The organism is Mesorhizobium delmotii (genome assembly GCF_900149755.1).
GTDB classification, from domain to species: domain Bacteria; phylum Pseudomonadota; class Alphaproteobacteria; order Rhizobiales; family Rhizobiaceae; genus Mesorhizobium; species Mesorhizobium delmotii.
Window position 1 is genome coordinate 164046 of sequence record NZ_FUIG01000013.1, and the last position, 15010, is coordinate 179055.

Annotated in this window: 15 protein-coding genes; 5 read left to right on the forward strand and 10 right to left on the reverse strand. The window is 59.8% G+C overall.

From position 1 onward, the window contains the following. Positions 1-445: 445 nt before the first annotated feature. The 6 genes from BQ8482_RS02200 to BQ8482_RS02220 all read right to left on the reverse strand — a co-directional run bounded on the left by BQ8482_RS02200 (position 446) and on the right by BQ8482_RS02220 (position 4987). A complete protein-coding gene (locus BQ8482_RS02200) occupies positions 446-901 on the reverse strand; it encodes a hypothetical protein (protein WP_342210921.1) in 456 nt (151 codons plus the stop codon). After that, positions 898-1512 carry a hypothetical protein gene (locus tag BQ8482_RS38935; protein ID WP_244602598.1) on the reverse strand — a complete coding sequence of 205 codons (615 nt, stop codon included), beginning with the start codon at positions 1510-1512 and terminating at the stop codon, positions 898-900. The genes BQ8482_RS02200 and BQ8482_RS38935 overlap by 4 nt, the downstream gene beginning before the upstream one ends. A gap of 718 nt (positions 1513-2230) precedes the next feature. Next, positions 2231-2470: a hypothetical protein gene (locus BQ8482_RS37605; RefSeq protein ID WP_133254688.1), complete on the reverse strand. Its 240-nt coding sequence runs from the start codon at positions 2468-2470 to the stop codon at positions 2231-2233. Continuing rightward, positions 2451-3545: a chymotrypsin family serine protease gene (locus BQ8482_RS02210; protein WP_133254689.1), complete on the reverse strand. Its 1095-nt coding sequence runs from the start codon at positions 3543-3545 to the stop codon at positions 2451-2453. The genes BQ8482_RS37605 and BQ8482_RS02210 overlap by 20 nt, the downstream gene beginning before the upstream one ends. 31 nt (positions 3546-3576) lie before the next feature. Then, on the reverse strand, positions 3577-3990 hold the full coding sequence (locus tag BQ8482_RS02215; protein WP_123146086.1) for a hypothetical protein: 414 nt from the start codon (positions 3988-3990) through the stop codon (positions 3577-3579). A 430-nt stretch (positions 3991-4420) separates the two neighbouring features. After that, positions 4421-4987, reverse strand: coding sequence for an NnrU family protein (locus BQ8482_RS02220; protein ID WP_123146087.1), 567 nt, complete (start codon positions 4985-4987; stop codon positions 4421-4423). A 968-nt stretch (positions 4988-5955) separates the two neighbouring features. Between BQ8482_RS02220 and BQ8482_RS02225 the strand changes: the two genes are divergently transcribed. After that, positions 5956-6249: a GYD domain-containing protein gene (locus BQ8482_RS02225; RefSeq protein WP_123146088.1), complete on the forward strand. Its 294-nt coding sequence runs from the start codon at positions 5956-5958 to the stop codon at positions 6247-6249. Between the two features lie 270 nt (positions 6250-6519). On the opposite strand, the gene BQ8482_RS02230 is transcribed toward BQ8482_RS02225, so the two are convergent. The 3 genes from BQ8482_RS02230 to BQ8482_RS02240 form a co-directional block, all read right to left on the reverse strand. Then, on the reverse strand, positions 6520-8274 hold the full coding sequence (locus BQ8482_RS02230) for an adenylate/guanylate cyclase domain-containing protein (RefSeq protein ID WP_123146089.1): 1755 nt from the start codon (positions 8272-8274) through the stop codon (positions 6520-6522). Positions 8275-8854: 580 nt separating this feature from the next. Then, positions 8855-9628: a DUF899 family protein gene (locus BQ8482_RS02235; protein WP_123146090.1), complete on the reverse strand. Its 774-nt coding sequence runs from the start codon at positions 9626-9628 to the stop codon at positions 8855-8857. 123 nt (positions 9629-9751) lie between these two features. Continuing rightward, the gene (locus BQ8482_RS02240; protein ID WP_123146091.1) at positions 9752-9985 is read right to left on the reverse strand and encodes a hypothetical protein; all 234 of its coding nucleotides are present in this window, start codon (positions 9983-9985) and stop codon (positions 9752-9754) included. Between the two features lie 436 nt (positions 9986-10421). Here BQ8482_RS02240 and BQ8482_RS02245 point away from each other — a divergent pair, with 436 nt between their 5' ends. The 4 genes from BQ8482_RS02245 (at position 10422) to BQ8482_RS02260 (ending at position 14305) form a co-directional block, all read left to right on the forward strand. Then, entirely contained in the window at positions 10422-10970 is a 549-nt protein-coding gene (locus BQ8482_RS02245) for an HNH endonuclease (protein ID WP_123147319.1), read from the forward strand. A gap of 70 nt (positions 10971-11040) precedes the next feature. Next, positions 11041-12036: a DUF4365 domain-containing protein gene (locus BQ8482_RS02250; protein WP_123146092.1), complete on the forward strand. Its 996-nt coding sequence runs from the start codon at positions 11041-11043 to the stop codon at positions 12034-12036. 139 nt (positions 12037-12175) lie between these two features. Then, on the forward strand, positions 12176-12331 hold the full coding sequence (locus BQ8482_RS37955) for a hypothetical protein (protein WP_165848398.1): 156 nt from the start codon (positions 12176-12178) through the stop codon (positions 12329-12331). A gap of 225 nt (positions 12332-12556) precedes the next feature. Beyond that, positions 12557-14305: an HsdM family class I SAM-dependent methyltransferase gene (locus tag BQ8482_RS02260; RefSeq protein WP_133254690.1), complete on the forward strand. Its 1749-nt coding sequence runs from the start codon at positions 12557-12559 to the stop codon at positions 14303-14305. Here the strand turns inward: BQ8482_RS02260 and BQ8482_RS02265 are convergent. Continuing rightward, positions 14231-14962, reverse strand: a complete 732-nt coding sequence (locus BQ8482_RS02265; protein WP_165848399.1) for a phospholipase D-like domain-containing protein — start codon at positions 14960-14962, stop codon at positions 14231-14233. The two genes, BQ8482_RS02260 and BQ8482_RS02265, sit on opposite strands and share 75 nt — an antisense overlap. Positions 14963-15010: the final 48 nt, after the last annotated feature.

A 15010-nucleotide genomic window follows, 5' to 3' on the forward strand; every position in this document is an offset into this window, starting at 1 on the left:
CCGGGTGCTCGCCAGCGAGTTAAGCTTCAGGCCAAAGAAAGGCTCGGGGCACGACTCGCGCAAGGGAGCAAGGGTGGCCATCGCTATAAGCGATGGCTCGTTTGTCCGCACCCCGGTCATTCAGCGCTTTGCTCACGACCCTCTGCTTGCCACCCCTTCTACGACGTTCGCCACTGCTGAAGGCTAAGGCTGTTCAGGGTCAAGGGTTGCCTATCAGGGCCGGAGCGTCAGGGTCCTGATCGGGGTCGTAAGCTGAAATTCAAGCTGACACGATTTCGGACCAGCGTACAAAATGATGTGTACCGATCATGATACGTCACGTCGGCAAAGACCCTCACAAATCTGTCGACCTCGGCGCGCATCCGCTGCCTCGAGAGCCTTGCGGCGAAGCCTGACGATTGGTTGGCCGCCGACAAGGATGCCACGATCGCGCATCGGCGTCGGCTTATCCTGGCGGTACGGCCGTCACCTCGTCAGTGATCTTTGAATCAGATTTCGTCGCCCCGATAGCGCGGTCGCCGGTGAGAAGCGAAACGTGCTCGAAGACGACCGGTTTTGTCGGATAATCGCGGGAAACGGCAGCGAACAGGAGCTTGTCACGGGTTCGTTGCGTCTCCTTTTTGGCGAGGCGCCCGGCCTTGAGCCGCTGCACCACGATCTGGCTTTCGCCCACCCGAATATTGTCAGCCTGGAGCAGAACCCTCCGTGTGCCCACCAGGGCCTCGCGACTTAGATCAAGGTTTTCCCCCATCAACTCGCGCTGAGCCATGCGCAACATCTGCCGAGCCGTCGAACGGTAAACTGTGTTGTGCGGATGATCGACAGGGCCCTGCTCGGCCCACCTCAACTCGAATTGCTCGTCGAACTCGCTGGTGCGTGCCGCCGGCGCCGCCGCGTTCATCCATTTGAGCGTCGACCGGATGACCGAAAGGAAGCGCAGATAAGGCGCCCGGTCGGACCGTGATCGCAACCGCAACACATCCTCATAATAGAAGCGTCTCGGACATTTCTCGTAGCGTTCGATGGCCTCGACTGCGATGCCTTGGGATGAGTCGAACTCGCCAGAGAGTGGCGGATAGGCGGGCTAGTCTTCCGGATGAGTTCGTCCAGAGCGCTGATTGCCGCCTTGTCGACCAGGCTATCGAGAGGGTCCAAGTCGTTCATGGTCGTTGAGGCGCTAGCGACCATGCGCGGCTTGGGTTTGTCTTTGAGCTTTGCACGCTGCTTGGTGGTCTGGCTGGCGACCGAACCACTGAAGTCGATCTCGAGGTATTCCGACATCCGGGTCGGCGTCTCGGTGAGTATCAGCTTCACCAGGTGAGTCCTGACCTCGCCGGCGATTTCGTCGACGTCGGTTGGACTGAACCCGCGGCAGTTCAACGCCACGATCTTGCCGGCGCGGGTCATGACCTCGCGCACCAGGCGACCAGTCAGCTCGCGCCGCTTGCCGCCGTTGCGGGCGAAGTAGACGAGCGTCTGGGTTTTCCATCTCGAGGGCGCCTCAAGCAGCATGGCGCCCGACCTGTCAGACTGGAGGACCTCGGCGATTTCCTCTTCGACGTCGGCAAATCGCGTGTACGGACGGCCGTCTCTCTCCCGTACCGAGGTTAGTGGCACGGGGCGAAGCATGAGTGGATCTGGTGTCGACGAGTCGCTCATATCCCCCTCAAGCCGGCATTATGCTGAGTCGGAAAAAGCGCAGGAAGGATTTTTTTGAAGAATTCGCGAAAATCTTTCGGCTAGCAATCAAACAGCGCCCGGCCCGGCTTGGACGGTCACTCAGCCTAGGATTGTCGCGACGAGGCTATCGCGGACGGCGGATGAGCGGGATATGAGCAAAGCCGTTATGGCGCTGTTCGTTGTTTGTTCGCTGAAGGTCGCATAAGATTGCAGAGAGGAATGCGTTCGGAACGGATCTAGCCGTAACGGACCTTTCCATTCGGCCAACCTCAATGACTGAAAACGGGCGAGTTGCAGACGTTCGGCATCAGCCGCCCGAACCCAGATAGCGGAGTGATATTGAGCAACACCCCATCTCGGCCTGTGATCGTCGCAATGCCGGCTGGGAGTAAGGGCGGCGCGCTAACGGTTCTAGGGATCTATCTCGCGGGATTGCCACGTATGTTTTGATCGGCCGCCGTGGGTCTCAGTGGTGCCGGATCGATAGCAATGTTCGGCCGACTACCCTTCAGGTCGCCCTCACGCCAATTCGACATGCCACCGAAAGAAACTATTGGTACGTGTTGGCTCGTGGTTCGATGTTGGCAATCACCTTGAAAGGGTGGGCTTCCTGCCGCGCTTCATCGAGCAGCTTCCCGAGCAACTCCCGCTCCACTTCCGTCACCCGCTCATCGACTTCGAACCGGACGGCTTGCTGGTCGCGCACTATTCCAACACCATGGACGCCGCACTTGCCGAGGTACTTGGCACTCAGCTTTGATTTGGCATCTTCAAGCGATTGCGGCAACATCCGCTCCGTCGACTAACTCGATCTCAAGTTCAGACAGCACATCACTTATTTGGTTTGCGACCCCATAATTTCCAGATGGAGGACCGGCAAAATACAATCCAACACCCCGCTTCTGGCCCAATTCGACCACTAATGAGCCACTGTCGCCGCCAAGCCCGAATGCCGGCGCGCCAGAGACGGATTCAATACGAATTTGATTCTGGAACAATCCTACGATGCTTGCATCACTGTGATCCATCCCAATCAAGGCGTCGTAGGCGATGTCGGTAACGATGCCTTCAGTATAGCCCGTCGTCCGCCCATGCTTGCAAACGCTCATCCCAACAGCTGTAACCGCTGTTCCATTGATGCTTCCGATTGTACATATCTCGGGCCGCCATTGGATATCGGGCGCAAACTTCGCGATCGCCCCGTCCACTCTGTTCGGCGCGCCTGACAGGTCGATGGGAGTAAATCGCACTAAGTCAGCCACATAGGCCTGGCTATCGCCCCCATCCGCTGGGCCAGGCTGATAAATATCGTCGCCCGGATAGCCTTTGTTCACGTTGGCTAAGACGTGATTGTTGCTAAGAATATAAACTTGCTGTGCACTATCGCCTTGTCGACGCGAGCGACAAAAGTAACCGAGTGTCCCTGCAGTGATATCACGGTGGGCCACGCTTATGCCTGCAACGAGAGGCCTCTGTTTCCCTTTCCGTGAGTCAGAACACGTCGGAGCAGCCGACGCTGAAGCAGCCTGTCCCGCTGCCGTTTTGGGTCTGCGCGCCAATGCAAATGCAGGAGCGGATTCAATAATGTCGGTGGGGATACCATCAATTGTTTCGGGAATCCGATCCCTGGGGGACAACAGGCTCGGCGCGATTTTCTGAACAACGTGAACACGCACAACCATATCGTCTGTCGTAGCCTGCCCGTTCACAAACTTGTGCCCTATACCGACTGCGTGGACATTGAGGCGCGCTCCGGCCACCGCCTCATCCACACTCATCGTTTGAACACGTGCAACAACCTTGCTCCGAAAACCCAGCGGAAGATAACGTGCGCTTAAAGACTGTTTAGCCTCGAGTACGTCCATCTAAGCTATCCTTATTCGGGCACGGCTTTGTTTAGAACTGACAACGCGCCGGCGGCGCGGCGGTTTCAGGCTTCGCCCTAAATGGTATCGACCATAGGAAATCTGTCTGAACGTAGAAGGGCTTGCTGTCTTTCTCGAATTTCTTCCCGCGCCAGAGGATGCGTACGCTTCGACAGCCCGGCAACGCGGCGTCGAGGCTACGCAATTCTTCCTCCATTTCCGCCTTGAGCGCGGCGGTGAAGGCGCGGGCATCCATCGACAGACCCAGATCGGCGTAATATTCGGCCCGGCGACGATCGAAATCCTTCGGCAAGTCATCGTCCGGATTGCGGTGACGATCGGCGCCAACCACCCAGATCTCCTTGGCTCGGATGCGCTCGCGCAACGCCTGCAGGACGCAAAGCTCGTAATCGATCAGGTTGATCCGTCTGCCGCCCGCAATCATGAAACCCCGCCATTTAGCCGGAACCACGCCGTCAACTGGAACGCCGTCCCCGATGCTGAGCAACCGGCGGCCCTCGCGTCGCGCCCGACGAATCCATGCCAACGCATTCAAAACGGGCCGGTGCGCCGCATTGTTCGAACGGACCCACCTCGGCGAGAGAAGCGACGGAGGACATCTGAGCCATCCCGGGGACGCATTCGCTCCAGTAATTGTATCCCGTACCGCTCGTGTTTGCAGCGTCGCGCGCGGTTGGCAAAGCAACGCGCGATCCGAGCCGAATTACCGCAATGTTGCTGGCTGGAGCCGTCTATGGATCAAAATTCTGATGTGCCGACCTTTGTTTCCCTGTGGCGTCTGCGAGGCGCTCGATCCGCGGCAACTGGTGGGATTCCCCAGGACATCCTCGAAGGCGCGCCGTCGCTGCGGACGTTCAAGCGAAGGGCGAGACTCCGAACAGCCAGCCGTGCAGCCAGAGCCCGAACAATGCGAAAGCCACCAAGCCGATGCCCACAGCAATCAGGTCGCTACGCGGTCGCACGACCGCGGGTGCCGGATCGCCGCGTGGAATGACGGCAATGAGATCGACAATCGCGTAAACCAGAAATGCTCCGAAGACTAGGAGCGAGGCAAGGTCGCCATTGGCCAGGAGGTGGCCGATGGCCCAAAGGATGATGCCCACCAGCATCGGGTGCTTCAGCCGATGCTTGATTGAACCCGTGGGCAAGTAAGCGGCTGCCAGAAAGACGAATGCGGCGAGCACCAACACCGACGCGACATGGCGGCCCCAAGAGGGCGGCTCGTAGATCTCAGGCGCATTGGGCCGATAAAGACTCCAGCCCCAGACGATCAGCACGAAGCCGATGATCGATAGGAGCGAATAAAGTCCCTTCCAGCGCCGCTCGTTTGTGGCGATTTGCTCATCACGAAAGCTGCCGGCGGCGATCCGAACAGAATGGATTCCGAAGAAGATCACGAGGCCGGAAACCAGTACTAGCATAACACCTCCGAGGTTCGGCGCGTCGGCGGGAAGGAAGGCTTGCTTACGCTCTCGCTCGAGTTGCCGGCTGCATATGCGCAAAACGGATCCTGCGAACGAGATGGTCAGAGTAATATATCAGGGACCCGCAATCTTGGAATGGGCAAAGCTGCCGATTGGCACGGCACCGCACGTTTGACACCTGCCAGTCGCCGCCTTCGCGCGGCACCACTCGGCCGTCGGTCTTCAAAGTCTCGCTGTTGGCGTTGATTCGGCTGTGCGCCACCTTTCGGGTCCTTCGCCCAATACGGGATCAGACCCCACCGCGCCGACACAAACATGGTCGTACCGCGCACCAACTCATCGACAACGATCATCGGATTATGTCAGCCGGAGTGCGCCGTTCTAGACCGGAAACTGGTTCGACAGCCGGTCGACCTTGTCCGGACCAGCGAAGGAAAACTTCGCCACCATCTCTGCGATAGAGCGCTTTACATGAACCCGTCCACACATCGGGCGAAGATTGTTGCCCGAAAATCGAGACTCGAGCTTCTGGACTCAGGACAGCGATAGACACCGCTATGACAATCGTTCTGGCTGGTGGCGAAAGCGTGCTGTAAGTCTTGTCCTCCAAGTGGCCGTCGATCTCAGCTACAGTCCCTCGACGGTCTTCCTACACTTGGGCCGGCTGCGAGGAGTTGGACGACGTCGCAGGGATGGCTTCGCCGAACTGCTGGACCACGGCTCGATCGAGATCACATTCGCATCACAATGGCGACGAGGCCATCCTCCAGGCCAAACGTGATCCTTCTTCAACGGCCTGCTAGGGCCTTCCGCCCACTGTTCCCGAGCCAAGGCGTCATAAGGGAGCCATTCTTGCAATCGGCCTTAGCAATGGGACGCAGTTCGCGTGACGTGCTATGCTTTGAGGCGGGAGATACGGCGGTCGCCGAAGCGCCCGCACGCCTCCCTGTCTATGGGAGGATAATATGGCTTACTATGTGCTGCTCACCAACTTCACGGATCAGGGGGCTAAGACAGTCAAGGACACCGTAAAGCGCGCTGAAGCATTCAAGGAGATGGCGGCCAAAAGCGGGGTCAAAGTGCATTCGCTTTACTGGACGCTCGGTCAGCACGACGTGGTCGCGATTACCGAAGCCGACGATGATATAGCCGCGACCGCGCTCAGCTTATCAATAGCTTCGCTCGGCAACGTCCGAACGCAGACCCTAAGGGCGTTCGACGCCAACGATATGGCAAAGGTCATTGCCAAGATGGGCTGAAAAAAGAAGCGACAATAAAGATCGCGCCGACCGTTGGCGCAGGCAAACGGCCGACGCGACCGCGCCGATCCACAGTTCCGGGTTTCAGGCACGTGACCTGTGGGCGCAGGCTTCGGAAGAGATGGTTTACGTGGTTTGTGACTCAGTGCTTCCGGGAGGCTTCCCTGGAATGTCTTCGAGGCGAAAGGTGTGCGTTTCGAGAACGTCACCTGGACTCCGGGCCATGGTTCCGGCTGCTGCCACATCTGCCTGGTGGACCGGAATATCTGATCAGATCGCGATGCCGGCGTTGCGCAGCCCCTCCACCAGCCGACCGAGCTGACTGGGATTCCGATAGGGGAGTATCTGACCGAGGCGTTCAACGGAAAAGTTCGGATTGACCTGCTGCGTCTCCTGCCAGTAGGCGCGCGCTTCGTCATGACGTCCGGTGAGGCCATAGAGGCAGGCGAGATAGAAGCGCGTCATGTCCGTCCGCGGCGCCAGCGCCAGCCGCCGCTTGAACGCGATCTCGGCTTCGTCGAAGCGGCCAAGCGCCAGGAGGGCCCTTCCCATTAGGTGCAGGGACATGTCGAACTGGGGATCGAGCCGATGGGCCCGGGTAAAAAGCGCAACCGCATCTTCATGCTGCCCCTGGAAATCCCTCACGCTGCCAAGTACGCTGAAGGCCTGTGCGGAATTGGGGTCGAGAGCGATGGCGCGCTCCGCTTCAAGCTCCGCCTCGTCCAGGCGCCGCATCCAGGAAAGGCAGATCGCAAGCGCGATATGGCCTTGCGGCTCGGTGTCGTCGGTTTCGATCGCCTGATGCGCCAGTTCCCGCGCCTTGGTCAGATTGTCCTCGGTGGCGCCGTTCCACTGGTTGGCGTAGTCGGCGAAGGTGACCATGGCGAGCCCCGAATAGCCGAGAGCCAGCCCCGGATCTATCGCCAGTGCGCGCTCTAGCATCTTGCGCGCTTCAACCGATGCCTCGGGACGAAATTGCAAGGCGGTCTGACGGGCGCGGACAATCAGATCGTAGACCTCCGGATCGACCTTGCCGTGCTTGCCGCGCCGCGCCTCCTCGCCGGCGGTCAGCTTCACCTCGAGTGCGCTGACGATGGTGCGGGTCACCTCGTCCTGAACCGCGAAGATGTCTTCGAGATCGCGATCATAGCGCTCCGCCCAGAGATGGCCGCCCGTCGTCCCGTCGATCATCTGGGCGTTGATGCGGATACGGTTGGCGGCCCGGCGCACGCTTCCCTCCAGCACGTAGCGGACGCCGAGCTCGCGGCTCACCTTGCGCACATCCGGTGCCTGGCCCTTGTAGGCGAAGGAGGAATTCCTGGCGATGACGAACAGGCCCGAGACCCTCGAAAGGTCGGTGATGATGTCCTCGGCGATCCCGTCGGCAAAATAGCCCTGCTCGGGATCGCCCGACATGTTGTCGAACGGCAGCACCGCAATCGACGGCTTGCCGAGCGGCGGCTGCAATCCACCGACTGCATCGGCGGGCGCGGCTGTCTTCGGCGACCAGGTCCAGATGTGCAGCGCGCGCTCGATGTTCTTGACCTCGCGATTGCCGCCGTCGACGAAATCGATGCCCAGGCGGCCGCGCATATGCTCGTGGATACCATCTGAAATCACCACGCCCCCCGGATCGGCGAGCCCCTCGATGCGGGTGGCCACGTTGACGCCGTCGCCATAAAGATCGCTGCCCTCGACCATTACATCGCCGAGATGGACACCAATGCGCAGCACGATGCGCCGTTCCGCGGGAACGTCGGCATTCGCCGCGGCCATGGCCTGCTGCACTTCGATCGCACATTCGACGGCGCCAATCGCACTGCCGAACTCGGCCAGTATCGCATCGCCGATCGTCTTAAAGACACGGCCCTGATGGCGGGCGACGAGCGGCTCCACCATATCGCTCCACCGGAGCTTCAGCTCCGTCAGCGTGCTTGCTTCATCCCACTCCATGAGCCGACTGTAGCCGACGACGTCAGCCGCCAGAATGGCGGCAAGCCGACGTTGAATGCGTTCGTTACTCATATGCCTAACATTCGCTGAGAACGTATTAGCAGATAGGTACGCATGGCCTTCAAGTCCACTCGGTTTGACAGATCCGAGACCAGAAACGGCAGCGTCGCCTTACTTAGTGTGAAGGCTGGCGTCGTAGGTCACGCCATGGCCTAAACATCGTGCCGACCCTGCCAATCACGGTCAAGGCGCACAGCCCCCGAGGAGGCCTATCGGCCCGAAGCTGCGATTGGCCAAGTTGGCCAACATTTGACGAACATCACAGCTCTGCCCGGGCGAGAACAAGTACTGTTCCCGTAGACACGCTAAGTCGAACAGAACACTCTTATCGGGAGCACAATCCTGGCAGTCGCGAGCGCGTCCCGGGAGGCTTCGCCCCTCCGACCACGTCACAGGTCGCCGATGCCATCATCGAAGCCGTCGAACGAAACAAGAGGCTCAAGGTCCGGCCGGCGCTGTTTCGGATCTTGTTTGCTTTAGAGGCGATGGTGCCAGAAATAATGGCGCGCCAGTCGCGCTGGGCGACCGCGTCGGGTCAACTCGCATCAGAATGACCGATAAGCCGGCGACGGCACAGAAGGGTGAAAGCACGTCATTCGGCACGACTATTCGCCGGCGCCTCAGTTTTATAGTATTCGTCTTCGATTTGCTCGTACGCGTCCGGCCGCCCTCCGGGAGTGAGGTCCAGGAGGGTCCACATCGGCTCGACCGTGCCGACATGTCGTGGATCCTGTCCAGGCTCCGTCGGCGAGAACAACAGTTCGGAGGCCCAGCTCAGCCTAACCACCCCGTCGGCGCCCTTGTGGAATACGGTGAGCATCGGCGCCTGCTGTCCCTCCTCATCCTCACCATGATAGTCACGTTTGAAAGTGTTGTTGGCAGCTGAAAGCAGCTTCAAATTGCGCCAGCCGCGAAGCGCTGCGAAGGCCGCGACCCGCTCGATCGGTGCCTTGGCGACGGCCGCGACATTCGCGCCCAGCCCCACCACGTGCGGCACCGCTCCCTCCCAGTTGTCAAGCAAAGCGGTGCAAGAGGGGCACGGCCCCTCCTCAATCGGAAGCTCTGCCGCCGGCCCGCTGCTCGGACCTCGTTGCCGGTCGCTTCGGTGTCGGGGGAACATGTAATGGTAGAGGATCAAAGCGTCGGTGCCGGGCCGGAACAGTTCGGACAGCCGCACCTTGCCTGGTGCCCCGTTTGTGTCAATGTGGTCAAATTCGTAATCTTCGGGAACGGCCCCGCCCGGCGGGAGTGCTCGGATCTCCGCGGCCACCGCCTCCATTTCGCGCCTGAGTGCCACCTCGCGCTGCAATAGCTTGTTGCGAGCGGCGCGATACTCCGGACTTTCATTCGGAAAGGAAATGCCCATGGATGACTCCAGCGAAAGCGAAAGGTGACGACGCCGATAGGCGGCGCCTAAGGCGATCAGGGGAGCGATCTCGCGGCAACCTTGATCACTGAAGCGCCAAGGGGCCGATGGAAATTGTGCGGATCAGATCGCCGGCACCCACTTCCAGAACACGCCCTCCATCCGTTCGGGATAGTGCTTGAACTCGCATTCGAAGCGCCATCCGTAAGTCTTGGCGGCCGCCAGCGCTGCCGGGCTGACCGGGTTCATGCCCGTTCCCGGTGCGAACCAGTCTTCCAGCAAATCATCGGGTACGTAGGCGCCGATCCTCAAAGGCAGCTTTTCGAGGACGACATCCATTTCCTCAGGTGCGGACAATGGGGTCTCCTTTCGAGATCTAGCTACGAACAAGTCATTCGAGGCGGTTTGGGTTCCAGACCGTAGGTGAGATTGAAGGTGAGCGTGTCGGGTGGCCAGAACTGAATCGACGTGCGGCTTTAGGCGATACGGCTGGAAAAATAGGAGGGGCGGATCGTGCCTTCCCGAGAGATGGGTTACCCCATGTGTCCGGAACAGACCCTTGCAAATTGGCGCACCCGACAGGATTCGAAAGCTGTGACCTCAGCCTTCGGAGCAATTTACACTGCCCATCCGAATTCTGCGATTGGGCAGGGCATGGTACGCTATCCATCTGAAATTGCTGGATTTTTCAACAATCCAGGGTTACGTTCCTATCCGAAACCACGATGCGATTTCCGCCCGCGTGCTTACGTGGTGCTTACGCGAGAGATCGGAGCCAGTCGGAGCGAACGTCATGGCTAAGATCACCAAACGGGTCGTCGACGCCGCAGGGACCCAGGAAAGGGACTACGTCATCTGGGATGACGATCTACCCAGGTTTGGTCTCCGCGTTTTGTCCAGGGCTGCTTCAATCATTGGGACGGAGGAAATCATCGACCGACCAAAGTACGGTACGCCTGTCTTGGTCAAGCCTCGGTTGGGCCAAGGCGCCTTCCGGGTCCTCGTAACTGACTCGTATGAGCGTCGTTGTGGAGTAAGTGGCGAGCAAACACTTCCGATCCTCGACGCTGCGCACATTCGGTCCTACTCGGAGGGCGGCGCGCACGATCCATCTAACGGCTTCCTCCTACGAACTGACATTCACAAGCTCTTCGACCTTGGATATGTGACGATCGATGAGGACAAGCGCTTCGTGGTCAGCGGTCGCCTCAAAGCAGATTTTGACAACGGCAAGCACTACTACGATCTACAGGGCACCTATCTGCGTGCGTCGACGACGACCGCGCGAGGTCCGTCCGAGGACCCGCTAAGATGGCATCGTGACCATCGCTTTGTAGGTTAGTATTGTGCTTGAGCCCTAGGCCGCAGGGCGCGCCAGAATGGGCCAAACGTGCTCGCTTTCCTAGGGCAGGATGATGAAGACACGGACGAACTTCAGCAGAGAACGAGTTGGGGTCAATCACGTCAGGACCATCGTCGAAAATGCAGGTTGCTTCTTCAAGGAGGTCGATCTCCTTTACGACGTGGGGCACGACGCAAGTGTGGTGTTAGTCGTGGACAATCACGTCCATGCCAAAGAGATCGCTCTGCAGATCAAATCTGGCTCCAGCTACGTGAAATCGAACCAGTGTCGATTCCCTGCATCTTCAGCGCATCTCGACTATTGGGCCAAACACGATCTCCTGACGCTGGGAGTGGTCTACGACCCCGAGGAACAAGTGGCATACTGGGTTGACCTACGCGAGGAATCGAAGGCCCGACTTCGAGCGCCGTCGGGCAGCGGAACGAGCATTTCCTTCGAGAAATCGGCCTGGAACCGGTTCGACCGAGACCAGTTCTCGTCGATCCTGGTCCCGCTGCTTCTCGGCGAGGCACCGCTGCTCTCATTGGATACTGCGTGCGAGTGGCTGAATAGCGCCGAGATGAGCACGCATCATCTTGGCCTCAGGATTCTCTGTGCACGGCATAGACAATCTATATGGACCTGGCAGTCGATCATCGGCGCGTTCAGAGCCAGACCATTGGACGCCCTAACCGCCGCTACTCCGATCGCAATTGCTCGGATGCTGGGACATGACGACGTCGGCTTCCACGATATCCCGCAAAGTGTTCGGGGTGACGCGGTCGCTCTCGCACTTGACTTCGGACCGGACGAAATAGCCAAGGCTCTTGCCCTGGTTGAAGACTCAGATTTCGAGAGGCCGAGCCTCGGCTACAGTATGATGCCCCTATGGGGCATGACTGTGAGATCGCCGCAAATACTCGCGTCGATCATGGGTAGCGTTCGGTTTGACGGGGAGGTCCGAAGAAGAGCAGCCGGTTTGCTCGGATGGTACCGCAATGAGCCGGAGTGGTGGCGTTTCTGGCTGCGCGATGGCAGCGACAAGACGGATCGCCCTTCGCTATAGACAAACATCCTGGGGCAAGCACGACAATTGGGCTTGCCAAGCTACTGCTCGCCCGCGGACGTCGGGCTGTCGTCGCACCGTCCTGGCCGCTGGATACTTCAGTGCCACCTGCGTGGTCACCACCTTTCTTGATCGATGGATGGCCGGGGCCTCGGTGCTCGACGCGTGCTTTGACGCTAATGCGGCTGTACGTTCGGTGCGTGGGACGGTTCCCTTTGCCGATCTTGCGATGAACGGTCTATGGCGATCCATTATTCACCCGATCGTCGCGATGAAGGGCAAGAAGGCACTCTGAGGGGTGGCCTTGTGTCTTCGATGTTGCCGCATAGTATCGCGCGATTGGTTGCCAGCCTGGCCCTCGACCAGAACTCGCGGCAGGCAACGCTACCCTGCGTTCTCGGGCTGATCGGCAAGGCCCAGATGAAGCGGGATAAAGTAAGCGCCTTTCGGCGCGACGCTTCGATGCCTGCAGACAGCGCTCTCCGACGGCGCTAAGGTGCAAGAGAGGTGCGGTAGTGCGATGAAAAAGTTTCTTGGTTTTCTTCGACAGAGGAGGGCAGCGATACTTGAGGCTTACGAGTCGCCTCTCGCCTTCTGCCAAAGCCTTTCCTCAGCGACGCTCCCAGACGGCCTCGCCGCAGAGGCGGCGGCCTACCTTCTAGAGCTCACACCGGATGTTAGGGACTATGCGGTCGCGAGTGCCTACGCGGTGCTGATAGGTTCCGAACGTCGCAAAGTTCTTTCTGCTTATTTCACGCCGCCGGCCCTGGCGAAAGCGGCGATCACCGCCGCCGAGACGTTCCTAGCAGAGCGCCCCGAGGGGCAAATTCTGGATCCTGCGTGTGGCGGAGGATCGTTTCTCGTACCCATTGCGGAACACCTCATCCGCCGTGAACAAGGAGATGGTAGGCCGCTGAAGGAACTCTGCGCGCGTGTTGTTCGCCGCTTGCGCGGCCTGGAAATCGACCCAGGCCTGGCCACACTCTCAGAGCACTTGCTCACAGGCATGCTATCCCGAGAGTTTGGCTACAAGCGCCCGAAATCCAGCCCCGCTGTCAGAGCCGCTGATTCACTTTCTGTCGCCCTTGACGAGCGCTTCGACCTCATCGTCGGCAATCCACCATACGGAAAGGTTGGGAAGGGTGCCGACGCCGCGATCCTGTCGCGGGCTGGCTCTGCGAACATCGGCGGCCACACAAACCTATATGGGCTGTTCATCCTTCGATCGCTGGACTGGCTCAAGCCAGGTGGCGGCCTCGTGTTTATCGTACCGACGAGCTTCGTCGCGGGACCGTACTTCTCTGGGTTGCGCCAAGAGATCCTGACCCGTGCCCAGGTGACTCGCATAGACCATCACGAACAGCGTGAGGATCTCTTCATCGATGCGGTCCAAGACGTGTGTCTAATCGTACTCCGACGACGAACGCTGGCTCGTGAGCAACGTGACAAACCTTATCTGCTTGGATGGATCGATGCCGCGGGCACTCGCCATGAGCTCGGTGGGGCCGTGGCTGCTGCTGACGGCGAACCATGGACCCTCCCAGTCCGGGTCGGTGCCGTTGCAACCAGCGACGTTGACCCGGATAACAAGTCGGATCGCAGCTTTGTGCTCGCTGACTATGGCTATCGAGTCAGGGTGGGGAAAGTCGTTCCGACTCGTGAGCGCGATCGCCTAATAGCGGATCGCTCGGAAACGAGTTTGCCGCTTGTCTGGGCCTCCGACGTGAGGCCTGACGGGAGTTTCTCCTTCGCTGCCACGCGCCGTACCACCGTTTGCGCTTGGTATGAGCCCCTGGTGCCAGCGCCATCGTATGCAACGCGCGTAAGTTCGGTCCTCGTCCAACGAACGAGCAATCGCGACCAGGCCAGACGGCTGAACGCCGCGGCGGTAGATTCTGCTTTCCTCGCGGAACATGCGGAACGTGGCTTTGTGGCCGAGAACCACGTCATCGTTCTCGAGGTCGCGTCCGAAACACCGGCGGTCTCGCCCCAGATTCTCGCAGCGCTGTTGAATTCGGCGGTCCTCAACGAGCGATTCTCAGCGGTGTCCGGCAGCTTCAGTGTTTCGGCGAAGCTCCTCTCACGGCTGGCTCTCCCGGATCCGGGGTTATTGCGTGTCCATGATGCCAATGGCCACGCATTCGACGTACGCCTTCGTGAGGCCTTCCAGGAGGTGCCCCACATTCTCGCCCCCTCAAAGCGTCCGGGCAATGCGCAGGACAGCGTCGACGAGGCGGGCAACCTGCTGAGCAGCGGCACCGGCAACTAGAACACCAGTCTCGAGCGACGTTCCGTTCCCTGAGCCCAACACATTCGCCGACCCCACGTAAGCGAGCGTGTCATCGGCGAGCAGGATCTTGGCATGAAACGTCTCGACTGGTAGTGCGCGCCCAGAGCCGTACGAATGGGGTAAGTGATAGTCGCAGACAGCGATGCTCGTCCCGACGATCCAATCGTTTTGGTGCACGCCGAGCTCGACCGCATATTTGTCGGCGTCGCGAAGCACCAGCACCTTTCGCGTTGCCGGCGACGCTGTTTGCATTACTGCCTTTAGCCAGCCAAAACCTCGAGCGTCCAGGAAGGGCGTCATCACCACCAATCGCTGGTGGGCGGCGCGTGCTACCCTCAAGAAGGCATCGTGCGTGGGCAGATACCCGCCCGGACGGCCAGGCGTGCTCCCTAGCTCTGGTTCCAGCCGACTTGGGGCCATTGGCATCGTCACCGCCAACTCTACTGAAACGGCTTCGAGGCGGAGCCGGCGATAGTGATCGGCGCCCCGGAGAATGACCGCTAGGCGAATGAGCTCTGCGGGAGCCTGGAGGCTGATCCAGTGATCAGAGCTCTGTGCCCTTGCGCAAACCCCCGCCGTCGCCAACCCTACGAGCACGGGGACGGCGTCGCCGGGATCGATGCCTGCCGACGCCACGACGCATATGTCCTCAGGTCGCCAAGGCTCCAATCCAAGGGTTGCCAT